Annotated in this window: 18 protein-coding genes; 1 reads left to right on the top strand and 17 read right to left on the bottom strand. The window is 47.8% G+C overall.

Annotation, left to right across the window (positions count from 1 at the left end; genetic code table 11):
- From J0A67_RS08195 to J0A67_RS08135, 13 genes are all read right to left on the bottom strand, one after another.
- Entirely contained in the window at positions 1 to 3036 is a 3036-nt protein-coding gene (locus J0A67_RS08195) for an efflux RND transporter permease subunit (RefSeq protein ID WP_206568826.1), read from the bottom strand.
- The gene (locus J0A67_RS08190) at positions 3036 to 4079 is read right to left on the bottom strand and encodes an efflux RND transporter periplasmic adaptor subunit (RefSeq protein WP_206568825.1); all 1044 of its coding nucleotides are present in this window, start codon (positions 4077 to 4079) and stop codon (positions 3036 to 3038) included. The genes J0A67_RS08195 and J0A67_RS08190 overlap by 1 nt, the downstream gene beginning before the upstream one ends.
- Before the next feature lie 3 nt (positions 4080 to 4082).
- A complete protein-coding gene (locus J0A67_RS08185) occupies positions 4083 to 5432 on the bottom strand; it encodes a TolC family protein (protein WP_206568824.1) in 1350 nt (449 codons plus the stop codon).
- A 57-nt stretch (positions 5433 to 5489) separates the two neighbouring features.
- Positions 5490 to 6107, bottom strand: coding sequence for a TetR/AcrR family transcriptional regulator (locus tag J0A67_RS08180; protein WP_206568823.1), 618 nt, complete (start codon positions 6105 to 6107; stop codon positions 5490 to 5492).
- Positions 6108 to 6177: 70 nt separating this feature from the next.
- Complete coding sequence (locus tag J0A67_RS08175) at positions 6178 to 8055, bottom strand: monovalent cation:proton antiporter-2 (CPA2) family protein (RefSeq protein ID WP_206568822.1); 1878 nt, start codon at positions 8053 to 8055, stop codon at positions 6178 to 6180.
- 4 nt (positions 8056 to 8059) lie between these two features.
- Entirely contained in the window at positions 8060 to 8626 is a 567-nt protein-coding gene (kefF, locus tag J0A67_RS08170) for a glutathione-regulated potassium-efflux system oxidoreductase KefF (protein WP_206568821.1), read from the bottom strand.
- 18 nt (positions 8627 to 8644) lie between these two features.
- The gene (locus J0A67_RS08165) at positions 8645 to 8878 is read right to left on the bottom strand and encodes a (4Fe-4S)-binding protein (RefSeq protein WP_206568820.1); all 234 of its coding nucleotides are present in this window, start codon (positions 8876 to 8878) and stop codon (positions 8645 to 8647) included.
- Positions 8879 to 9093: 215 nt separating this feature from the next.
- A complete protein-coding gene (locus J0A67_RS08160) occupies positions 9094 to 10749 on the bottom strand; it encodes a sodium-dependent transporter (RefSeq protein WP_206568819.1) in 1656 nt (551 codons plus the stop codon).
- A 54-nt stretch (positions 10750 to 10803) separates the two neighbouring features.
- Positions 10804 to 11295, bottom strand: coding sequence for a hypothetical protein (locus J0A67_RS08155; protein ID WP_206568818.1), 492 nt, complete (start codon positions 11293 to 11295; stop codon positions 10804 to 10806).
- 60 nt (positions 11296 to 11355) lie between these two features.
- On the bottom strand, positions 11356 to 11700 hold the full coding sequence (locus J0A67_RS08150; RefSeq protein ID WP_206568817.1) for a hypothetical protein: 345 nt from the start codon (positions 11698 to 11700) through the stop codon (positions 11356 to 11358).
- 118 nt (positions 11701 to 11818) lie between these two features.
- Complete coding sequence (locus J0A67_RS08145; protein WP_206568816.1) at positions 11819 to 13306, bottom strand: glycoside hydrolase family 32 protein; 1488 nt, start codon at positions 13304 to 13306, stop codon at positions 11819 to 11821.
- A 1-nt stretch (position 13307) separates the two neighbouring features.
- The gene (locus J0A67_RS08140) at positions 13308 to 14576 is read right to left on the bottom strand and encodes a glycosyltransferase (RefSeq protein ID WP_206568815.1); all 1269 of its coding nucleotides are present in this window, start codon (positions 14574 to 14576) and stop codon (positions 13308 to 13310) included.
- A gap of 49 nt (positions 14577 to 14625) precedes the next feature.
- Positions 14626 to 15549 (bottom strand): hypothetical protein, encoded by a 924-nt coding sequence (locus tag J0A67_RS08135; RefSeq protein ID WP_206568814.1) that lies wholly within the window; start codon positions 15547 to 15549, stop codon positions 14626 to 14628.
- A gap of 147 nt (positions 15550 to 15696) precedes the next feature.
- Between J0A67_RS08135 and J0A67_RS08130 the strand changes: the two genes are divergently transcribed.
- Entirely contained in the window at positions 15697 to 18018 is a 2322-nt protein-coding gene (locus J0A67_RS08130) for a PKD domain-containing protein (protein ID WP_206568813.1), read from the top strand.
- A gap of 97 nt (positions 18019 to 18115) precedes the next feature.
- On the opposite strand, the gene J0A67_RS08125 is transcribed toward J0A67_RS08130, so the two are convergent.
- From J0A67_RS08125 to J0A67_RS08110, 4 genes are all read right to left on the bottom strand, one after another.
- On the bottom strand, positions 18116 to 18547 hold the full coding sequence (locus J0A67_RS08125) for a response regulator (protein ID WP_206568812.1): 432 nt from the start codon (positions 18545 to 18547) through the stop codon (positions 18116 to 18118).
- Between the two features lie 281 nt (positions 18548 to 18828).
- Positions 18829 to 19401 (bottom strand): RNA polymerase sigma factor, encoded by a 573-nt coding sequence (locus tag J0A67_RS08120; RefSeq protein ID WP_206568811.1) that lies wholly within the window; start codon positions 19399 to 19401, stop codon positions 18829 to 18831.
- A gap of 410 nt (positions 19402 to 19811) precedes the next feature.
- A complete protein-coding gene (locus tag J0A67_RS08115; protein ID WP_206568810.1) occupies positions 19812 to 20444 on the bottom strand; it encodes a response regulator in 633 nt (210 codons plus the stop codon).
- Positions 20445 to 20497: 53 nt separating this feature from the next.
- Positions 20498 to 23491, bottom strand: a complete 2994-nt coding sequence (locus tag J0A67_RS08110) for a sensor histidine kinase (protein ID WP_206568809.1) — start codon at positions 23489 to 23491, stop codon at positions 20498 to 20500.
- Positions 23492 to 23913: the final 422 nt, after the last annotated feature.

The raw sequence follows: 23913 nt of genomic DNA, 5'->3' as shown, positions 1-23913 counted from the left end.
TCAGATTTTAGGTGGCAATAACTTATACATCACCGGAGTGACAATTCTTGAAAGCAAAGTGGAACTGATCAAACCTCCGATCAAAACTATTGCCAAAGGTGAAATCAATGGATTTGTACTCAAAGCAATCGGAATCAAACCTCCTATCGCGGTGATGGTGGTCAACACGATCGGCAGAAACCGGATTTCTCCTGCTTCACGGATAGCAGCTTCCAAGGGTTTTCCCTCCAGCCTGAGTTGATTGGTAAAGTCCACCAGCAGGATAGAGGTTTTTACCTCTATTCCAGCTAACGCGATCAAGCCTATGATTGCTACAAAGGAGAGGGAATTACCCGTCAACCAGAGGGCGACCAAAGCTCCCACCATGCCTAGCGGAATCACCGAAAGTACGATGATGGTGCTCTTGAAGGTTTTGAACAGCAATATTAAGACCGCGACGAATAGAAATACTGTGACGATAATCACCGTGTTAAACCCGGCAAATGACTCTTGTCGCGTCTCATACTCCCCGGCCATTTTAAAGGAATAGCCGTCTGGAAGCCGAACCTGCTCCAACTTCTGAATCACCTCTGAGATCACACGGTCTGTAAGGAAATTTTGGTCAACAAAGGAAGAAACAGACACCGAACGGATCTTGTTGTAGTGGTCAATTGTCAAGGTGCTGCTTTCGAGTTGGAGGTCGGCGATCTGGGAAATGGGTATGCCGGCGCCCTGTTGGTTGTTGATATACAGTCCGTCAAAACTCGCGAGGGTGGCCTTTTCTGGTCTAGGGGAGGTGAGAAGTATTGAGCGCTCATCGCCCAGTGGGTCGGTAAAGGAACCCAGGTTTAGCCCCGCCAAGGCAAGCCTCACCGTTCGGTCTACCTCGGCAATATTCACTCCAAGCTGCCTTGCCTTATTTTTTTGGATAGCCACCCTAATGTCTGTTTTCAGGTTTGCAACGGGATTGTTGATGTAGATGGTTCCTTTGGTTTCTTTCAGAAGTTGCTCGACCTTGGCGGCAAGGTGTCGGAGTGTGTCGAGATTTTCTCCGGAAATCCTTACTTCTACCGGGGCAGTCACGGGTGGCCCTTGCTCAAAGTTCTTCACTTCCACCTTTGCTCCGGCAAAGCTCGAGAATTTGGATTTGAGGTCTTCGATCACTTGCATCTTTCGCGGTGGCGAGGTATGGGGATCCAGCTGGACAAAGATCTGGGAGTAGTCCGTCCGCTCATTTTCTGGGATTTCGTTGTAGTATATCCTTGGATTACCTTTTCCTACATTGGTGGCGAAATTCATCAGTTCGGGAATCTGGCTGAGCTCGGCCTCCACCTTTCTGGCAACCTCGTCGGTGGTGGTTAGGTTGGACTGGAGCGGTGTCGTGATGTTTATCAGAAATTGGGGCTTTTCCGAAGGGGGAAAAAGGCTAAAGCCAATGACGGGAAACAAAACCAAGGACACCGCGAAGATCAGTCCCGCGAGAATCAATGTGGCAAGGGGCTTGTGAAGTGCCCTTTCCAGTAGGGGAGCATAGGTCTTGTGAATGCCTTTTTGGAAGAGGTCATAAAACCAGTTGGAATGTTCGGTGCTTTTGTCCCTGAGAAACCAAGTAGAGAGAAATGGAATGATGGTCAACGATACCAGCATGGAGGCAAGAACGCTCATGATCACCGCCAAAGGGAGACTTCTGATGAAATCTCCCGAGCCCTCGGGCAAAAACACGAGCGGCAAAAATGCGATGATCAAGGTTACCGTACATCCGACTACCGAAAGAGAGATCTGCTTGGTGGCTTTGAGCGCGGCCTCTTTCTTGGAAAAGCCGTCCCTGATCCAGCGCTCGATGTTTTCCACCACCACGATACTGTCATCCACCAAAAGTCCCAATGCAACGACCAGACCAACGATGCTCAGTTGGTTTAGGCTATAGCCTAGGGCGTTCAGCAGCACCAAACCTATAGCAAGGGACAGGGGAATCGAGATCATCACGATGATGGAAGCTCGATTGCCAAGTGGGAGCAGAGTGATAAAGACCAGGGCGATGGCTATCAGGAAATCAATCCCTAGTCCACTCAAGCGCTGATTGACGTAGTTGGCTTGGTCAAAAGCCACAACCAAATCGATGTTTTCGGGGAGCTCTCCCTTTACTTTGTCAATCGCCAGAAGGTATTTTTCCTGGACATTGGAGATGTTGTTGCCTTCCTTTAGTGCCGCAGTGACGAAGAGGGAGCGGTAGCCGTTTAATCTCGTAATGTGTTTGGTCTCTTCAAAGTCATTTCGGATTTCCGCCACGTCCTTGAGCTGGATGGTTCGGCTTTGTGCGGAGAAGATGATGGTTTCTCCAATTTCTTCAGCCGAGCTGTAGTTTCCGCTGGTTTTCACATTGAAGCTTTTGCTTCCTGCCTCGACTTGTCCTCCAGGGATATTGCTCAGCTCACTCTGGATGCTGGCAATAATCGCGAGGAGCGGAATGTTCATCTCGGCGATTTTGTCCAGCTTGAGGTCCACCCGTACAACCTGCTCAGGAAGACCAAAAACCTCCACTTTTTTGAGTTCGGTGACCTTTTCCAATTCGTCCTGAAGACGCTCACTATACCTTTTCAGCTTATCCCTCGAGGCATTTTCACTGATGAGCGCGATCTGGAGAACGTTGACATCGGAGGGGCGGACTTTGTTGATTTTGATGGAGAAAATTTCCTGCGGCAGCTCTGGACGAAGCGTGTTGACCTCCCGAACCAGCTCTTGGTATTTTTCATTGACGTCCTCGTTGTAGTTGTATTCTACAAAAAGCACTGCAACGCCATCCTTGATTTCCGTCTTGATCCGCTTGATGTTTTCCAGACCATAGATCACCTCTTCGAGCGGATCCACGACCAATTCTTCCATGTCCTCGGGACTAGCACCGGGGTAGATCACGATCACGGGGAATTGCGGCGCCTCGATCACCGGATCTTCGCTCCTCGGCATGGTGAAAAAGGTCGTAAGGCCGACCACTACGGTCATCAGAAAGATAACCAGCGTAAACTGATAGTTCTTTACGGCAAAATCTGAGATTCTCATCACTTCATTATTTGTATCGTGGAACCATCAGTGAGGTAGGCACTGCCGGAGACTATGAGCATGCTGTAGTTTTCCAGTCCGGAAAGCACTTGGATCGTGTTGGGGGAGATCTTGCCCAACCTAACCTGGATCTTTTTGGCGGTCTGTCCGTCTTCGGCTACGAATACATGACCTTCACTTCCCTGTGCATCCAAAAGCGCTTCATAGGGAATCTCCCAGCCCTCGGTCTGTTGGGAGGGATAGATCAGTGCTCTGCCAAACATTCCCGATGCCAAGCTTAGTCCCTTTGTTTGTTCCGGTGAGATCTCAGCCCAGTATGCGCCCGTGACGGGATCCGCTGCTTGGCTTTTGCGGACCACTTTGCCGGGTAAACTGTCGGAGTCGGAAGGAAGAATAGTCGCCCGATCTCCCACAGCTACCAGCGCCCAGTTGCGGTCATTGACACTGGCCTTGAGCACCCAGTTGCCTTGGCTTGCTCCGTTAATTTGGAGGATGGGAGTTCCAGATGCGACGAGCTGGCCAGGATTGACAAATTTGCGGAGCACAAAGCCATTTTGCGTTGCCCGGATCTCCGAGTAGGAAAGGTTAAATTCCGCCGTTTTTAGCTGCTGCGCCGCAATATCCAGAGCGGTCTTGCTGTTTTGAAACTGCTCCAGTGTCGCTACGCTGTCGCGATACAGCCTACCCGCACGCTCATGGTCACGCAGAACCTTTTCGTAGGCGAGCTTCGCCTGGTTGAGCCCGGCCTGAACTTCGGTCAGGTCCAAGGTTGCAATGACTTGTCCTTTTTTTACGGCATCGCCTTCTTGAACTTGGATTTGGGAGACGATTCCCCCGACTTTGAAGGACAGGGTCGTCTCGTCATTGGTGGAGAAAGTTCCGCTGGCTGCGATGGAGGAGGAAAAAGTGCCCTGGCTAAGGGGAATGACTTTTACCGGAATGGTCTCTCCTCTGGTGACGACTTGTTTGGCGGTCTCAACTTTGCCGCAGGCGAAAGCCAACACGGCTACCGAAAGGAGGGAAAAATAGGCTAGGTGTCTCATAGCTTAATAGGTTTGGGTGAGAAGTTGACGCTCGAGCTGGGCCATGGACTTGAGGAGATTGTAGGAGTTGATGGTTTTTTGGAGCGAGGCTTGGGTCAGCTGACTGCGGGCATCCATGAATTCGATCAGGGAATTGGCACCCTCGCGAAAACCCCGGTCTATCAATCGAAAATATGCCGCTGATGACTCGAGCTTTTTTTCCGCCGAACGCAATGCTGCTTGGTTGGCACGAATCTCGTTTTTTGTCAGATTCAGGTCTAGTTCCAACTTGTCAGAAAGTAGGTCTCTCTGCGTTTGGACGGTCTTAAGCGCCAGTTCATTTCTGAAGATTTGATTTCGGTTGCGGCCGCCTTGGAAGAGTGGCACATTGATGCTGAACCCCCAAAGAGCGTATCTTGAATCTTGGTCAAAGGCCCAGTCGAAACTCTGGGAACCCAGATCCGCATACGTGTTGAATTTGGGGATCCAGTAGCTCTTGCTGGCTTTGATGGCCGTTTCCTGAATACTTTCGGCGGTTTGGATCTGCAGGAGTTCTGGTCGTGTAGTCAGATCATTTTCCCCCATCAGATCGGCTAACTTGCCGAGGTCGGCCTCGTGCTCCTCAAATTCTACAGGAGAATCTTGTGGCCTATTCAGTAGAAAATTGAGGTAATGGGCTGCATTTTGCTTTTTGCTCTCCGCTTCGATGAATAAGGCGTTGATGTTTTCAACTTCACTCTCCGCCCGCAATACTGAGGAGGGAAGTCCTTTTCCGTTTTCCAACAGCGATTGATTGTCCCGCAGGTTTTGCTCGACTAATACTTTGCTACTCTGGATTACCTCTATTGCGGTGTGGGCTGTACAAAAATTGTAGTAAGCAAGCTTGATGTCCTGAACCAGATTTGCGCGATAGATTTGGAGGTCATATTCAGATAGGACGACCTGCTTTTCCCGGATCTGTCGTTGGTAGATCAGATCCGTGTTGACGATAGGCATAGAGGCTCGGAATCTTGCATCGTAGAAGTTGTCCGGTAGGAGCTGCTCTGACACGTTTTCCAATTGGGGAAAAGCATCGCTTCCGGTGAGTTGATTCAGTGTGGAGTAGACCGGATTTAGCAGATCTCCCACAGGAAAGCCAATCGTCCTACCTCCGTTGGCCAAGGTATAGGACGCCCCAAAATCCAAAGCTGGAAGGAAATAACTTTTGGCATCCTTAAGCGCAAGTAGGCTACGCTCCAGCTCTATGTTTTTCTCCTGTAAAACCAGGTTGTTTTCCAGCCCTTCTTGGATGTATTCGTTTAGAATACCTTGTGCCTCGGTCGCGGAAATGGGGCTGAAAAGAAATGCGGACAGAAAAGCCAGAAGAGATTTCATTATAGAATTATTCGGTGTTAATTAAAAAAACAGTGTTCAATAAATGGATAAAATTTTTTAAAGTCTGTCGAGGATTTTAAAGAACTCTTCCAATCCTTCTCTTATAATGGTGTTTTGCCTTTCGGGCAACACCACTTCGCAGCGCTTCCTGATATTCAGGGAGACCATTCCGTGTACTGCTGACCAGATGAGATAGGTAAGGGGCTCCAAGTCGTGGCCTTTGAAATGTCCCTGTTCTGCGCATTCTTTAATTGTCATCCGGAGGTATTCGAATGTGCCGCCACCCTCTTTCCAATTATCATGTTCGGAGTTATAGACATGATCTATGGGTGCTTCTTTGATAAACATAAGGTCGTACATATCAGGGTTTTCAAGTGCGAAACCTACATAAATACTTCCCATCGCTTTAAGCCGCTCCATGGGGTTTCTGACGGATCGAAGAACCTGCATCTTTTCCATCATTTGGGAAAATCCACCCTGGTGAAGCGCGTGGAAAATTTCGTTTTTGTCCCTGAAGTAGTGGTAGATAATGCCAGGACTGTACTCGATCTGGTCGGCGATATTTCGGATGGAAGTTTTCTCCACACCCTTTTCAAGAAAAAGTGACTTGGCGGCAACCAAAATCTTCTCCCTCAATTCTTCCTTATCTCGTTCTTTACGATCTGCGATTCCCATGTGCTAAATAATAAACAGTCAAAAATAATTAAACACTGTTTAATAAAGCAAGTGAGTCGTGGAAAAAGATTCAATATTTTTCTTGTTGGTCCTTCAGCGGCTCGCTGTCCCAGGCCTGGTCGTTCATGGAGAATTTGCGGGAAAGTTCACCTGAGAGGAGAGCTTCTTGTATTTCGATTTGCTTTTTGACCTTGGAAATATATTCCGCCTGATTGCCTCGGTACTTGACAAGGATCTTGAGCGAATCCTCGTCGTATTTGCGAAATTGTGCCGCCAGTCGATGCACAGTGTGGGCCCGGAAACCGAGTTTTTGCAGTGCCTCCTGACCCATACGTATGGAGGTATCCAAATGCTCTCGATAGATGCTGTCGACACCCATTTCCATTAGCTCAAAAGCTTCGTAGCGGTTTTTGGAGCGGAGCATGATTTGCAGTTTGGGAAAATGCTCCCTGCAAAGCTCCACTAGCTTTTTGTTTGTTTCCGTGGACTTAATCGCGGAAATCAGGATTTTGGCATCCTCGGCACCGGCAGCGTGGAGCAGATCCAATCGAGTCGCATCCCCGAAATAAACTTTGAAGCCCATTTTCCGGAGAAAGTCCACCTGATCTGGATTATAATCCAGAACCGTGGCCTCCACGCCGTTGGCCCGGAGAAATCGCCCCAGCGTGGTACCGAAGTGGGAAAATCCAACAAGGATAACCTTGTTCTTTTCTCCAATCTCGTCAGCATCGCGACTGTTGTTGACATTTTTCTTTTCCAGACGGGGCAGAATGGCTTTTTCCAACACCAGGCTGAAGATAGGAGTGAGAGTCATGCTCAGCGCCGTGATCGCCATCAGCATCCCGGATGTGGTCGTCGCAAGTATCCCCAGCTGCAGCGCAAAAGCATAGGTGACAAATGAAAACTCGGAGACTTGGGCTAAACCTATGGAGAATCTCAAGTTCTCAGGAAAACTGAGTTTCTTGACTTTACCGATAGTGGCGAGAACAAGAGCCTTAATCAGGATAACGCCAAAAGTCAGGGAAAAAACGCTGGCCGCATCGGAGAAAATCAGGTTGAAATTGATGGTCGCGCCGACGGCCATGAAAAACAAACCAAGGAGCAAACCCTTAAACGGATCAAGATCGGACTCTAGCGCATGCTTGTAGGGAGAATTTGCCAGGATAACGCCGGCCAGAAAAGTACCCAAAGCGGGGCTCAGCCCGACCATTTCCATCAAAAAGGCAATCCCCACGACGATCAGGAGTGCCGATGCAGTAAAAAGTTCGCGGAGCTTGGTCTTCGAGACCCAGTTAAGCAGCGGGCCGAAACCAAAACGTCCTAGCAAGACAACCAAACCAATGGCTACGAAGATCATCAGCGTCTGCACCCAGCCGGGCTGATGTTCCAAAAAGCCTCCATGGCTGTCTCCAGCCACCTCGGGTGCGGCAATAGCCAATAGCGGCAATACCGCCAAGATCGGGATCACGGCAATATCCTGCAGCAGCAATACGCCAAAGGAGAACTTGCCCGTGGGAGTGTCCATCTGGTTTTTTTCCTTCAATGACTGCAGGACAATAGCAGTGGACGAGAGTGCCATGGATAGGGCCGCTGTCAGACCGATTCTCCAGTCTATCCCGATAGCAAGGCCGAGGCCGAAAAGCAAGGCGGAAGTCGCGATCACTTGGGACAGGCCCACCTTCAGGATGAGATCCCGCATCTTCCACAAGTTTTTGGGCTCGAGCTCCAAACCTATCAAAAACAGCATCATCACTACCCCAAACTCAGTACTGTGCATGATATCCTGACCTTGGGATTCGTCTTGGATAAATTGGAAGCCGTAAGGCCCCACCAATATTCCGGCTATCAGATACCCCAAGACGGAACCCATGCCGAGGCGTTTTGCTATGGGGACGCAGATGACAGCCGCCAGTGTATAGATGATCGCGTTGAAGAGAAATCCATCCATAGTCTTAGGCTTTTTGGAGGTAAGGCGTCGTAATTTCCGCTGCATCCCTTAGACTTAGGACAAGTTCCCTGTACTCCCTGCCTTTCTCCCTGAGTTTGTCAGCAGTAATACTATGGGTTCCGCTGAGATGAAAAGGTGGCAGGTAGCGCATGTGGCAGAGGTAGGCAGTTTGTTCAAAGGGTCTCAAATATTCTTCAACCGTATATCGGTTGCGACCCGTGGATGAATAGACTTCTTTGGACCCACCAGTGGTGAATGCATTGAAGACGTACTTGTTTTTGAGGAAAATCCCCCCGGTACCATAGGCCCAGCCATACTCCAGCACCAGATCCATCCACTGTTTTAGCAACGGGGGGCAAGAATACCAGTAAAATGGGTGCTGCCAGATGATCACTTCGTGCTCAAAAAGAGTCTCCTGTTCTGCCTGTATGTTGATGTTGAAGTCTGGATAAAGCTCATAGAGATCCCTCACCTGAACATTTTCCAAGTCGCTGATCGCATCCACCAAAGCTTGGTTTGCGTCGGAATGTTCAAATTTTGGATGGGCAAAAAGGACTAGGATTTTACGCATGATGGTTTTTGGCCTGAGTTAGGATCCCCCTTTGTCTTTGAAATAGTAACCCAGTGCGCCGGATGGACATTTTTTGACTTGATCTATCAACTGGTCGGTACTTGCGTTGGTAATCTCTATCCAGGGCTTCTTCCTGGGGTTAAAGACTTTCGGCAGGCCTCGGACGCAGTTCCCGGAATGAGTGCACTTTTCCGCTTGCCAGGTTACAGTCACTTCACCGTTATCATATTCTTTGGTAGGGTTTGATTCCATGGTAGTATAGGGTTTGGATAGGCTAATAATACCAAAATCCGCGGATTTGTTCTGTTCCCAAACGGTAAAAAAGAAAAACCTGCCACTCAATGTGACAGGTTCCGGCTCGTGTAGCTCTTAGGATTTGGGCTTTTTCAAGACGAGATAAAAACAATAGACCGTGGCCACCACAATCAGGCTTTGAGTCAGGACGGAGAGTATCAGTGCGGAAGAGTTCATAGAGTTCGGTTTGTGCGTTTTTGGTGGGAATACCAGACGATGCCGGCGATCGTCGCGAAAAGTAGGACCAGTTGTGTTCTGGCAAGCGTGGAATAGAATATCTTCTTCTCCAGCAGCTCCGTGTCTTCAGGATTGGATAGGAGCTGGGCCTTGAGGTCTGCGTTTGAGATCTTTGATATCAGTGAAGAGGCATCCAGCTCATAGCCATGCCCATCCATCAAGCTGCCAAGAGCGCTCGTCCAGTCATTTCCTACGGGTGTAAAGAGTGCCCCAAGCAACACCAAAAGAAGGAGTGCCGGCGTGATGTACTTCATGATCCATTTGTAGAAAGACGGCACCCGAATGTCCGCACCGCGGGTGATTTCCTCCCATCCCTTTTCCATTCCAAAGACCCAGGCGAAGAGGATGGTCTCCAAGAGTGCGAAAATGACCAAACTCACCGTGCCTCCCCAGTAGTCGTACTCATCGAAGTAGCCATATTTATAGAATAGAACTGTCGGAAGCCCCATGATCAAAGCGATGATTCCAAAGGAAACTGCCCCTTTGACTTTGCTCCAGCCAAATTCATCCTGCATAAAACCCATCCACGGCGTACCCATGGCCAGTGAGGAGGTGATGCCTGCGAAAAACAGCAAGCCAAACCAACACACCCCGGCAATCATACTGAATGCGGGTCCCCATTGCTGGAATAGGTAGGGCATGGTCTGGAAGGCCATCCCAAAACCGGCGTTTTCCAACACCCAATCCATTCCGAGAAATCCTGCAGCAATGGGAATGACAATGGCGCTTCCGAGTACGATCTCCACCAACTCATTGGTAAATCCCGCGGTAATGGAATTTAGCGCTATGTCTTCATTGGCCTTTACATAAGACGCGTAGCATTGGATGGAGCCCATGCCTACCGAGAGGGTGAAGAAGATCTGTCCGGCAGCGGCAAGCCAAACTTTGGGGTCGGCAAGCGAGGAATATTGCGGTGTCCAGAGAAAGTTGATCCCATCCCAAGCGTTTGCGTCTGGAAACTCCGCGGTGGCAAAGTCTGCACCCATGGTCCAGCCACGGAAAGCCAGGATTAGCCCAAACAAAATCAGTAAAGGCATTCCGATTTTGGCGACCTTTTCTATCCCGCCAAGCCCGGAGGAGAGTATGTAAACATTCAATCCCATCACCAGTACATATACCAACACCGGAAGCAGGGGAATGCCCAAATCAGAGCCCGTAAGCCCCACGTAGTTGTCAAAGAACAAACTAATCTCGTCCTTGCCCATGCCGGTGAAGGTCCCCACAATGCTGTGAAAGACATAGATAAAAGTCCAGGATTCAATATAGGTATAGTAAGCCACCACGGCTATGTTGGTGAAGATGCCGAAAACCCCGATGTACTTCCAAATCGGTTTCTTGCTGACTGAGTCCAAGATGTAGGGTGTACTGTGGTTGCCCAGCTTGCCACCAAACCTGCCCAAGGACCACTCGACGAAGAGCAGCGGAATGCCCATCAGTAGGAAGCAGATGAGATAGGGGAGGATAAAGGCCCCGCCTCCGTTTTGCACCGCTTGTACAGGGAAGCGAAGGAAGTTTCCAAGTCCGACAGCATTGCCGGCCATGGCCAGGATAAGGCCCACTCGGGAGCCCCAAGATTCATTGTTTGCACTCATAGGTTGGTGTGGATGCAGTAAAAAAGGCTCCCTCACACGAGGGAGCCTTGGGGGTTAGTTAGGTAAGTTTTTATTGATAAGTTCGGCCCATCTGGTAGCCAGAATGGTCTCGCCAAGCAAGTCGGAAAAGTACTCGTGGTTGTAGATCTCCAAACTCAAACTTTTCTTGGCCGGATCTTTAAAATGAATCTGCAAAGCCAGCTGATCCAGCGTCTTGGTAGGGTTTGAAGTGTCGTTTCCAAGATAGGATTGGTGCACCACGGCTTTGGAAACGTCCCGCAGGGCCACTTGTCGATTTTCAACAGTTTCGCCGCTTTGGTAGTACAGGAGGGCCTTTTTGGAGGTGTCCAGTCCTAGGATGTAGCGGTTTCTCCAGTCCTCCTGGACATCAGTTTTCAGGTTGAGCTGGGTCGCGAAGTCGCTAAACCCACTCAGAAACTTCTTTTTGGCTTTTTTGCTCTTGATGGAATAAGAAACAAACGGCGCGATCACGCCTAGTAACAGCACACCTGACACAGCAAGTGTGGGAATATCGATATCGATCATTTTTTTGGTAGATAAAATTGAAAATGTGTTTGCAGCCTATGGCTTGGGATGACACATTGTCTACCAGGTATGGAAGAAGTAAAAGAAAGTGGTCAATACATCAAACAGCGCCTTGGACTTGGTAAAAAAGGAAGGCGAAAGGTATTGAAGGAATGAGTGAACGAAGGCTACGCTCCAGTCTGTGTCTTTCAGGTCTGCTATCCCCAAACTGGCTTTGAATGCCGGTACCTCTGGAGAATGATCAACAAGGCTGAAAACCAGGTCTGGCGTAGAAATGCCCTTCAGCTCAGCGGAAGAGTAATTGCTTTTAGTCCTTAGTTCGCTTGAGGGAGGAAATGAAAAAACAGCCACTATCCCGATCAACCAGACGAGGCCGAGGAAGAAAGCTATTCTTTGTTTTTTCATTTTTTGTGAATCCAAATCAACCCCAAATGTAAGCTGTATTGGATTGAAAAAACAAAAATATTTTTTCGATCAATTTCGGAAAATCATACGGCTGTGGGCGGGGCTCGTAAGGGAAGAGCTATTTTTTCAGGGGGAAAATCCTTCCTTCTTTCACCCCTTGTTGAAACTCGACTGTTTTCCAAGGCGAGTTGGGAAAAACCAGCGAAGTCATCACCAATTCACCATCATTGACAAAGAGCTCGACGGAACTGGCGTCCAGAAAGATCCTAAGATTCTCAGCCTTCCAACTCATCGGTGCAGCATGTGCAGCTGCGAAATCCTCCTGAAAGTCAGATTTGCCGGCATTGGTTCTGTCTATGGACACCAGGCCTGCTTCTTTGGTGATCACGAGCTTTTCGCCCAGTTCATTGGACAGGGTAAGCGCAAAGGCATCCGACCCATCCAGTTCAGCTTCCAGCTCCACCGCCTGGGAGGGTAGCTTAGAGCTTTCGTCCACTTCTATCGCCGCTTGGCGGAGCTTTTCCAGCTCTTCGACCGGAGCGGATTTCAAAAGCAAAACTCCATCGACATCGATCAGGCTAAGCTCCCGCGGTACGGTCATAGCGGATCTCCAGGACTTTGTAGGCACGACTTGCCCGTAGAGCCAATTGCTCATCCAGCCAATAAACAGCGTACGCTTGTCCTTTTGGGGCAGATTCGCCCAAGTGACTCCCGCATAGTTGTCCGGGCCATAGTCAATCCAGCGGATCATCTTATCGTCTGGCGTAAAAATCCCTCCATCAAAATCCCCTATAAAATATTGGGTAGCAGATCCTTTCTGCGGTCCGCCTGGATTGATGCTTAGCAGCAAGACCCATTTGTCCTCTCCGCTAGGAGTTTGCATTTTCAGCAGATCTGGACATTCCCATACTCCCCCGTGTGCCCCGAAATTTTGGCCAAACGCTCCAATTTTGCTCCAGTTTTTCAGATCCGGTGAACTGTAAAACTGAACATGGTCCTGTACAGCCAAGGTCATGATCCATTCCTTAGAACCATCTGAATTCAAGATTTGCGTGACCTTCGGATCCCGAAAGTCGCGTATGCCGGGATTGGGCAGAACCGGATTCTCCGCGTATTTGGTCCAGGTTCTTCCCCTGTCGGTTGAGAAGGCAATTCCCTGGGTTTGGAAGTCATTGGAACCTGACTTTTCACCCTCCGCATCATGGTAGGTGTAAATCGCCACAATCGGCGGGTTTTCTTTTGTACCCAAACCAGAGCTGTTTTCTCTGTCTACCACCGCACTGCCCGAGAAGATATAGCCGAGGCTATCCGGAAAGATGGCGATGGGCAATTCCTCCCAGGACACGAGATCTTTGGATACAGCATGCCCCCAGTGCATCGGTCCCCATACCGTCGTGTCGGGGTAATGCTGGAAAAAGAGATGGTATTCCCCATCGAGGTAAAACATACCGTTTGGGTCGTTCATCCAGCCTGAGGCAGGGGTGAAGTGGTAGTCAGGGCGATAGGTTTCGTTTTCCGAAGCGGTGAAAACGACCTCTGGATTTCTTCCGCAGGAGGCTAGAAGGGCCAGGCTTGCCAAAAGCAGGGGACGATAAAGAACGTTCATATTAGCGTGTGATGAGGTGGATAAGTTCTTGAGGGTCTGATTCGTGGCTCATTTTTTCTGCAATGAGCGCTGCATTGGCTCGGTATTCTGGATTATTCCAAAAGTCTATCAATGCCTCTTCGAACTTTTCAAGATTGAAGTTGTGGATGCTGGTCCCCAAAGGACCAAGTCCATTGTTGTTGATCAAGCGATTCCAAAAGTATTGGTCCATGATATGGGGCACAATGAGCTGAACCGCAGCCGATCGTGCTGCGAAATGGGTCGTGCCCGAGCCTCCGTGGTGCACGATTCCATGGAGTTTTGGCAGGATCCAGTCATAGGGAATCTGATTGACATAGTAGATGGATTCTCCGCTGGACTCTACTTTTTGAAGGCCGCCCCAAGAGAGATTGACTATGGCCGGAATCTGGTGTTTCTCAAGAAGCCCAATAATTTGCGAAGATAGCTCCAAAGGTTTGGGATTGGTCATGGAGCCGAAAGTCAAAAGAATAGCTTTGGGATACTTTTCCAGCCAAGCCGTCAGCGCTGGATCGGGTTGGTAGTGTTGGTTTTGGTTTCGTGCGAAAAAGCCAGTAAGGTATGCGCATTCCGGCCAATTGGAAGGTTTGGGATAAAGGGCTGGGGAAATTTGATAAAGGACCTGTAGCCTTTTTAGCTCGAAGTTTTTGATGGACTTAGTCGAAAATTCTATGCCCTGGAAATCCTTGAAATAAGGCTTTACGAATTTGTTGAAAGCGATGTATCGGGTGCCATTCACCAAACCATAGCTTCGAAGATTCCATTTGCTTGAAAACGGCTTCCACTTCGAAAGGCTCAAATGCTGGTAATTGGGATGGGGGTGGATGAGGTTAGGAATAGGGGAAAGCTGGAAGAACTTCTTCGGCTCTGCCATCGCTGGAAGTGTGCAGTAAAGTGCTTTTGGGTGAAAGATCACCCGATCCGGCCTTGTGGAATCGATAGCGTCCTTTTGCTGCTCAATCAGAATTTTCTGAAGACCAAGTGAAGTCTTCATCAGACGGTAGAAGTTTTTTATTGTGGTGAAAGTATTGCCTCCACCACCCATTACAGACTTCCCGACACTCGAATCCAGCATTTCCAAGAAACGTCGGTCGAAACCCAAAAAGTCCAATCCCATCTTTTCCACCGTCTCCCTAAACTGTTCAGGGAAGAGGCAAACTACCTCGTGACCCGCTTTCTGTAGAAGTTCGGCCTGAGCCAAAAATGGTTCAATGTCGCCTCTCGTTCCGATAGAAATCAATAGGACCTTCATGGTTTTTGGGTCTGGTTGCTGGCTAAGGTTTTTTGGTCTCAGCCTAAACTTACATAGATCCGCCCAGTTTCAGGACAAGTTCAAGGCCTATTCCACTAATAAAGCACCTCATTTTCTTGTTTCCAGACAGCGAAGCCACCCAGTCCACTGGCCCTCCATCAGCAAAATCAATCAAGTTTTCACCGACTTTTGCATAGATCTTAAACTGGAATAATTGATAGTACTGTTGTGACGAGTCTGAATGAAAAGTCACAGGGAAGCCCGTCCAGGTATTTTGGCTGTCTTGAAGGCGTTGCCGTAGGGCTGGGTTTTCATCCCTGAGGAAGAACTTGAAAGATATTTTATCCCTCGGGAAAAACTTCTCCAAACGTTCGATCAATAGCTTAATATGGCGATTGGCTTCTTCCAGTTCAAAGTCGAAGTTTCCCCGGTTCTTCCCTGCAGATGCAAGACAAAAGATACCAAAATGGGCAGTAAAGTTTGGGTTTTCGTAATGCTGAGCACGAACGTGTCGATGCACCGTCGCGTAGCTCTGAGTCCCTGGCTTTGGAGTATTTTTCAAATCCTGAGACAGCTGCAAAGCGAGAACGTTGGTGGCGTCGGCTACGACTTCGGTATTTCGCAATGCACTGACCACATTGTTTTGATTGACTTTTGCAACTGCTGAGCAGGTACCCAAAGGGGAAACAGGGGATAGTAGGATAGGGGTAAATCCGGCTTTCTTGGCCTTTTTTAGCCACTTGGCTTCGGTTTTTAACAACTGGATCGGTTCGACTTTCAAAGGCTGGGTGAATCGGTTCTTTCCAAAATCCCGGAGTACCTGAGATGGTGACATTTTTTCAACGCGCTGCCGATAGATCTCGAGTATCAGGCTTCCGAATTCGGAAGCTGAAAGTTCCTCTATCAAATAGTCGATTGAGGCTGGATCTGGAATTTTTGACTTTAGTTTTTCGAAACTGGGATTATTGGACATTGGAGTTATGTGAAAAGTGTTGCTTTTAAATTTCAACTATTGAGAATTGATTTCCTTCAATTTTTTTTCTGGCCTGTAAGCAACCCCCCGTCTCAATTTCCAATCTGCTGGGTGTTTAAATTTTTGAACACTAAACCAATGAAAAAAATGAAAACGTTTCAATCACTAGGTGTGATTTTATTGCTGTTGGCTGGACTGTTTACGGCTTGTGAGGAAAAGCCAGAGGTGCCAACCAACCCACTGCTGGCAGATGCAGGAGCGGAGCAGGAACTAGTCGTGAACTCGCTTGCTTTGCTTGATGGAAGCCAGTCGGTTAATACGCTGGGGAAGCCCATTTCTTACAAATGGGAGCTTATCGAAAAGCCGGATGGCGCGGAGTTCGAGACTTCTTCTATGGAAAAAGTCGCAGTCGAATTTTCCACCAACAAGACTGGCAATTATGTCTTTAAGCTGACGGTGACCTACCTAAACTGGACTGCGACCGATACTGTCAAGCTGACGGTGGTAGCAGGGGAAACTCCTAAGATCGAAGCCAAAGCCGGAGAGGACAAGGAGGTAGCACTTGGTACTTTGGTGGAATTGGACGGGTCCAACTCTGTCAACGAGACCGGCGGAGACTTGCAGTTTGAATGGGCGATCATGGAAAAGCCGGAAGGCAGCACCGTTCAGCTGCAGACTCCAACCGATGTCCTATCCAAGTTCCAGCCCGATAAAGCTGGGAAGTATCTTATCAAACTCAAGGTTAAACATCAGTCAACCATATCTTTTGATCTAATCGAAATCAACGTCACCGGTACAGTCGGCGGAAATGAAGGACCAGTCCTGATTTCGGAAGATATCCTTCAAACTAGGATTTTGGAAAATGTACACGTAGAAAAAGAACAGCTCTTTGACTATTTGGTGACCAAGGATATCGAGGTCGAGGGAACGCTAGTGGTGAAGCCCGGAGTCAGGATTGCATTTGAAGCGGGAGCCAAATTGACCGTCTCAGCCAACGGAATTTTGATTGCGGATGACAGAACTTCCCAGGGTACCATCGTTTTCCAAGGAAAATCCGCGGAAAGGGGCTATTGGGAGGGCATTCTCATCGAGTCACAAAGCGAGCAAAATATGCTCTGGGGAATCGAGATCAGGGATGCAGGGCAAATGGATGCAGCGCTCAAGCTTGCTCCGGGAGCTAATGTTACGGTGATTTCCTCCAAGATTCACCACAATTCAAAACTTGGCATCATCCTGCCCGAAGACGCAAGTCTTTTGGAGTTCAAGGCAAATGAAGTCTTTGATAACACAGATGGGCCGATGATGATCGCGGCGGAGCGTGTGTCGTTGCTCTCTTCGGAAAACACCATAAAAGGTGGTAATATCAAGGTTTCGCCCGGAAGAATAGATAACGGTCTGGAACACATCTGGCCCAATTTCACTTCCCAATATGATCTTTTGGACGATCTGGTCGTGACAGCGGCATCCACTTGGGCAGCCTCCGATGGAGCACACATCAACGTAGCCAATGACAGAGCCATCCGAATCATTCAGGGATCCAAAGTCATCCTGTTTGGTCTGGAGGGAAAGCCGGTGGTCATAGAAGGAATGACCAAGGAAAAAGGCGCCTGGAGGGGAATCTACCTTGACAATTCTCAAGGAAACCCAAGCAATATCAACATGACCGAGATCAGGCATGCTGGAAGCAATGCCATCAGCGGTTCTGAGCCCGCCACGCTGAAGATTGGCACCAATGGTAGTATCGCAATTTCCAAAACCGTCTTTGACCAAGGAAAGGGGAACGGGCTCGACGCCACTTCCAATGGCGTAAGTCTGGTTTTTAACCTGAATACCATCACCAATCACATGGGGCATCCCATTGTCGTCTCCACCAGCTTGGTCGAAAACCTCGACTACACTACCGCAATGGAAAACAACGGAAAGAATGAGGTGGCAGTAGATGGCCTGATCGCCATCGGAGTTCCAGGAAGGGAGATCATCTGGAAGGGATTCTATGGCGGCACGCCTTATGTGATCAAGGGCATGGGCCAAAACCTTCTCGTCCAGTCTGGCTTGCGGATAAAACAAGGGGTGCGAATCAAGATGCAACCGGGAACGCGGATCGACGTGGTAGACTCGGGCGGCATGTTGGGTTATCTACATCTAGAAGGAGGCAATGGCGCTCCAGTGGTGATCCAAGGAACCGATGAGACGAGTGGTTCTTGGTATGGGATTACGTATTCTACCAACCACCTCCAAAACGTGGTAAGAAATGCTAGAATTCTCCATGCTGGCAAGGTTATGTCCAACAATTTTTCGGCAGCTCTTACTGTAGACAACGTGCCCCAAGGCAGCCTGACCGTAGACAAAACCTTTATCGGGAAATCTGGTCAACATGGAATCGCCGTGGCAAGGTCTTCAGGAGATGTACTCAAAACATCAGAACTGACATTCGAGGAAGTTCCCGGCAATCAGATCCATATTTGGTAAATAACCAAACGCTAATAGTAAAATCCCCCGTCAAAATGATCGGGGGATTTTTTTATATGTTACCCAGAAAATGCTTGTGAGGTTTAATCCAAATACGCTAAACGGCATAGAGCTGGTGCTTGGAAAGGAAATCCTTGAGATGCTGCCCCGACAAGGGCTTGGTAATGTAGTCCAGCACATCTTCATAGGAAAACGCTCTGATCTTGTCGTTGGTGTCTATGGAGCTGGTGATGATGGCAATCAAAAAATTCTTTCTGACCTCGGCGCTCAGTTCACTGAACTCATCCAGGAAGCCCCAAGCGTCCAAAATGGGCATGTTGATGTCCAAAAGCAATAAAATCGGCTCGTCTAGCGAGAGGATCTCCTGGGTCTCTACCCGTCTTTTGATCTCATCTATCGCGGCCTGCCCGTTTTCAAATGATGAAATCGCACTGTTGAAATCTATGCTTTTCAAAATTTTGATCGCTACCATGCGAACGATTGCATCATCATCCACCAAAAACACTTCCCGGATTCGAAAATATCCCATTTAATTATCAAATAATTACCTAATTGTGAATCAACGTCAATTCCAAATATAGAGGGTATGGGACTTATTTAAACAGAATTGTTTGTGAAATAAGCGACTTTTATACTGATGTTATATAAGTGACAAAATACTGTTTTTGAGAAGCATAAAAATAAATTAGAGAGTATAAAATATAATACCGGCACTCCCTTCACATCCGTGAAAATGGGATGGATGGTAGGGGAGTGCGGAAAAAATTACTCGTGAAAAACGGAAGACCTTGGTCACGAGGAGATACTCGCTCAAGTAAATGGACAGAATTTTTTCTGAACCTGGGCTCGGGCCCTGCTGAGTTGGGATTTGGAGGTGTTTTCGGAGATCTGCAGCTTTTGGGCGATCTCCTCATGACTGAGACCTTCTAAGACAAATAGCTCGAATACTTTTCGATAACCGTTCGGAAGAGAGAGCAGTATTTTGCCGAGATCTTCCCAGTCCAAATAGTCGCTTGGCCCGCTCTGGTTCGCTGTTGGATAGATTTTTTCAAGACCGGTTTGCTTGTAAAAGTTGCGCTGTTTTTCCAGGTACATCAGGCACTCGTTGACTACGATTCTTCGGATCCAGCCTTCGAAGCTTCCTTGCTGTCGAAATTGTACGATCCGGTCGAATATCTTTCGGAACGCTATGATCAGTACATCTTCAGCAGCGGTGGTCTCCTTGATGTATTTCAGGCAGACGGCCAGCATTTTTTCAGACATCCGATCAAAAAGTTCACGCTGGATTTTTGGATTTTGATCCAAACATCCGAAAAACAAATGTTCGATACCTTTCGCGTGGATAGCTGACACTTTTTCCTGTTTCACCAATGGGCTTTTCATTTTTGGTAAAAGAATTTGGGTTAGGGGTTTTCATTTTAAAAAGGGACTTTGGTTGATACTTCTTGTTACGAATGTGCGAAGGCGTTAGCTGCCTCGGCGGCACCACATGTTTGGGTGGTTTTTTTGAACAAAGCGACGTCTTGATTTCTGTAGTTCTGTTTGGACAAATCCGCTTCGCTGGAACTTGAAAAAGTGATTCCCCAAAGAATTAAGAGTAATCTTAATGCGGTTTTCATCGGCTTTTGTTTTAGATAGATTCTACCCAAAATTGCCTCGAAAAATGGTTGCGTGAAATCACATAAAAAGGTGAAAAATAACTGGTTGTGACAGTTTTACGTCGCTATCATGTGACTCAATGTCACATCATTTGTAAAATCGAAAAAAGTGTAGCGAACCGTGGAAGGTGTTGGCTAGAACAGTCTGTCGCGAAAGGCTTTTGCCACTGCCTCGCTCTTGGAGTTGACATGAAGTTTCTCATAGATCTTCTTGATGTGGCTTCGCACGGTATCCATGGCGATGAACATTTCCGAGGCGATCATCTTGTAGGAATAGCCGTTGACCAAGTGCTGGAGCACTTCTTTTTCCCGATCGGAGAGGTTGTAATTTTTGTCCGCAGGCAGATTCATTTGAGAAAACATCTTCAAGACCTGAGCTGCGACTGAAGCGGTCATCGGCGCACCTCCAGTAGATGCTTCTTGGATATATTCCAGAAGTTTTGCGGGTGGAGTTTTCTTTAGAATGTAACCATTTGCCCCATTCAGCAGCGCCTGGAAGATATTCTGATGGTCGTCAAATACAGTCAACATCAACACGCTTACCTCGGGCTGGACAGCTTTGATCAATCTGAGCCCTTCAAGCCCGTTTACATCTGGCATGTCGATATCCATCAAGATCACATCAGGTTGATACGTTTTGACTTCAAGAAGGACATTGCTACAGTTTCTAAAAGCTGCCTGGACAGTAAAGCCTTCACTTCCGTCGATGAGCATAGTGAGGCCTTCACGGAGTTGCGGGTTGTCTTCGTAGATCAGGAGCTTTATCATGGCATTTTCAAAAAATAAAACTAGCTCAATCAAATTATATTCTCAATCACATATTAATGTGGAATCTTGAGATCCAAAGTTGTTCCTTCGCCTGGCGACGAATGTATGGTCAATGTTCCCTTGAGGTTTCGGGCTCTTTTCTCCATGTTTTCGAGACCATTGCCCCGTTCAAGACTTTCCGAGTCGAAGCCGATCCCATAGTCCTTGATCTTGAGGTTAAAGACGTTTTTATCAAGTGTAAATGACACGTACAAGCGAGTGGCCTTGGAATATTTCGCCGCATTGTTGATGCCTTCCTTGAAGATCAAAAAGAGATCGCGGCGGGCATCCATTTCGAGCTTCATGTCCAAGACTCTTTCACCGATCTCTATATTGAGGAGGATGTCTTTGCTTTCCAGCACCTCGGTTGCAAATTCCCGCATTCTCGCGATCAGCCTTTCCATGGTATCATTTTGAGGCTTGATACTCCACACGATATCGTCCATCGCATCCATCATCCTCTGGCTGTTCTCAGAGATTTTGGAGATGTATTCGCTTGATTTAGCTGGGTCGACACCGATTTTGGTCTTTGCCATCGAGCTCAGGATATTGATCGTACTGAGTGTGGAGCCCATGTCGTCGTGCAGGTCCCGGGCGAGTTGATTCCTGATTTTGACTACGGCCAAGATTCGATTTAGTCGAAGTCTGTAGATGATATAAACAATCGCCAAAAATAATAACACCAAGGCCAGCTTAAACCACCAAGTCTGAATCAGGCTAGGCTTGATGGAAAAGCGATAAACAGCGGGCGAGGAGGATTCGCCTGACTCGTTTGCACTTTTCACCTCAAAGGAATAATCTCCCGGGGGCAGCAAAGAGTAAACCGCTTCAAAGCTTCCCTTCGCCTCTCTCCATACCGGATCAGCACCCACCAGTCGATAGAAATAAGAAAATCGATCCTGGAGGTTAAAATTGAGGATATTGAAATCAAATCTCAGGCTGTTTTCGTGGGAAAGGAAGTCCGTTCTGGTAGCTGCTACCGAGCCGTCTCCAATATAAGTCCCAAACAGTTCAATGCTGGTAATTGCCGGCTGAGCAGGAGTGAGGTTCCGCTCAAATTGCCGTGGGTCAAAAACCATAAAGGAGTTGCTGCTGACGAATGCCAGCTCCCCAGTGGACAGGAGCGTCCCGCTATGGCCATCACTGGGAATTTTTGAGAAAAAGTGATTCCTTCCAAAAGAGTAGAAGGTGTTGTTGCTGATATCAAAGCGGCTCAGCCCGTCTGGCGTATAGATCCAAATAAGCCCATTGGGTTCAGATTGGATATGCAGAATCCTGTTACTTACAAGGCCATCTGAAAACGAAAAGATCTCATTTTTTCCGGATTTGGAGTTGTACTTGTTGAGCAGCTGATGGCCAAACACAAAAATGCTGTCATTGACTTGATGGATACTCTGGATTTCGTTGGAAGACAAAATGGAGTCATTTAGATTTTTCAGGATTTCTCCTCGCTCGAGGTCAAGTACGTAAACACCTTCATTGTTGGTGGAAACCCAGAGTTTTTGGTCTTTACTCACAAGAATCTTGGGGATGCGACCGGAGAATTTCCTGATTTTATGAAATCCGCGCTCAGAAATTTCCTCTCCTTCATAGCGTACGATAGTTCCATTTTGGGTTCCAAACCATACATTTCCCTCCTTGTCTTGGGCAATCGTCCGAATTGTCGAGCCTCCAATTGCTTCAGGGTAGGTAAAACGAACTGCTTTTGACTCCAAGTCGATTACCTGAAGCAAACCATGTTGCAGTGCCACCCAAACCCAATTGCGCTTTTTGTCATGATGGATATCCCAAACTTGGAGACTTTCGAATGCATTGGGTGCGCCTTTATAGGTCCATCGTGAATCCTGTCTGCCCGTGGCGAGTTTGATGATGTTCAGACCTTTGCCCCAACTGCCCAGCCAAAGACTTGTGTCGCCTTTGTAGATCACCTCTTCGACTGCCTGATACTCGTAGTTTCCTTCAGCAGAATCTTCTTCCAAAAAAAAGACATCTGGCGTGTCAAAATGCAGAAAGTACAATCCGTTGTCGGTCGCGAGCCAGAGTCCGCCAGCCTCGTCCCAGATCATTTTCGAAATCTTGTCAAATCGAATGTCGCTTTGAACCAATGGTTTGAATCTTTTGGCGATGGGATCATAGTCAGCCAAGGTTTGGATTCCATAGCGCCAAAGGTCTCCATTGGGCAATTCCAGATTGCCAAAAGATTCTTGGTAGTTGGTAGTCGGAGCTGAAAGCTCGCTTTTGTGGTTTTTCCAGACCTTCGTTTCCGGATCATAGGACAGAAGTTTTTCTTCAGGCCCCCAATAGTTGATCCAGTAAATTCCCCTTGAGTCTTCATAGACATTGAAGACATAGCTTAAGTTAGGGTAGTTGAGCACCTCCAATCCTTGGGGGTTGTGGTCTTTGGTATACACCTCCGAGTTTTTGGGATCGAATACGCTTATTCCTTCGATGGAGCTTACCCAATAGTGCCCCTTGTTGTCTTCGAAGATTGCCCTGGGCCTCCATCCATCCGGGATTTTGATTGGAAGGTTTTGGTCGGTGATTTTTCCTTGCTTCTGGTCGATCCAAAGCAGTTTGTTGTTGTTGAGGATGACAAAGAGATTTCCTTTACTGTCGCTCCAAAACGATTCCCCTTGGGAGCGGTTCTCTTTCTTTTCGAAGGGGTAGTTGGTAAAAAGCTGTTTTTCGGGAATGTAGCTGCCGTAGTCATCTCCAACGCGAAGCCACATCATTCCTTGGTGATCTAAAAGAATTTCAGAAATAGGCTTGCTGGGTTGCGCCTCCGGGGTGCGGATTTGGTAGGTCATGAATTTCCTTCCGTCGAAACGCTGCAGCCCATTCGAGCTCCCAATCCAAAGGTAGTTGTGTCGGTCTTTGGCAATCGTCAAGACCTGATTGGTGGCGAGGCCCTCACCGGATCCAAATCGGGTAACGTAGAAGCGCTTAGTCTCGGCGGAGGCAAACAAGACCTGGAGAAAAAGGAAGAGGCTGAGGAGTTTTCTTTGCATGGAAAGTCCCTAAAATTAACCCTTTAGCCAAGAATTTGAATTTTGGGCGAAATTAAATCACATGTTTATGTGAGGGAGTAAACCAAGTCCACAAGGTCTTGAACCTGAAAAGGAATTGCAAATTCCGAAAAGCGGATGGGGTCTCAGTTTTTTGTGGCAAGTCACTGTTCTTGTTAGGGCAGCTCGGTGAGAGGATTCTCTGAAAACATCTTTTTGAATCAAGGCACGATTTCGCTTAAATTCATGGTACAACCATAAAATGGAATAACCATGATCAGTCTTAGGCATCTTACAGATATCGGAGCCAATAACCATAGCGATATAACAAGCATCAAACATGTACGGTTTACAAATTCGCTTTCTCTGATCATTTGCTTTTTTATCATCCAAAACTTGGTTCTTTCCATTTATTACAACCAGCC

Source organism: Algoriphagus aestuariicola, assembly GCF_017254835.1.
Taxonomy (GTDB): domain Bacteria; phylum Bacteroidota; class Bacteroidia; order Cytophagales; family Cyclobacteriaceae; genus Algoriphagus; species Algoriphagus aestuariicola.
The sequence above is the reverse complement of the archived record's forward strand: the minus strand, read 5'-3'. Positions and strand labels throughout refer to the sequence as shown.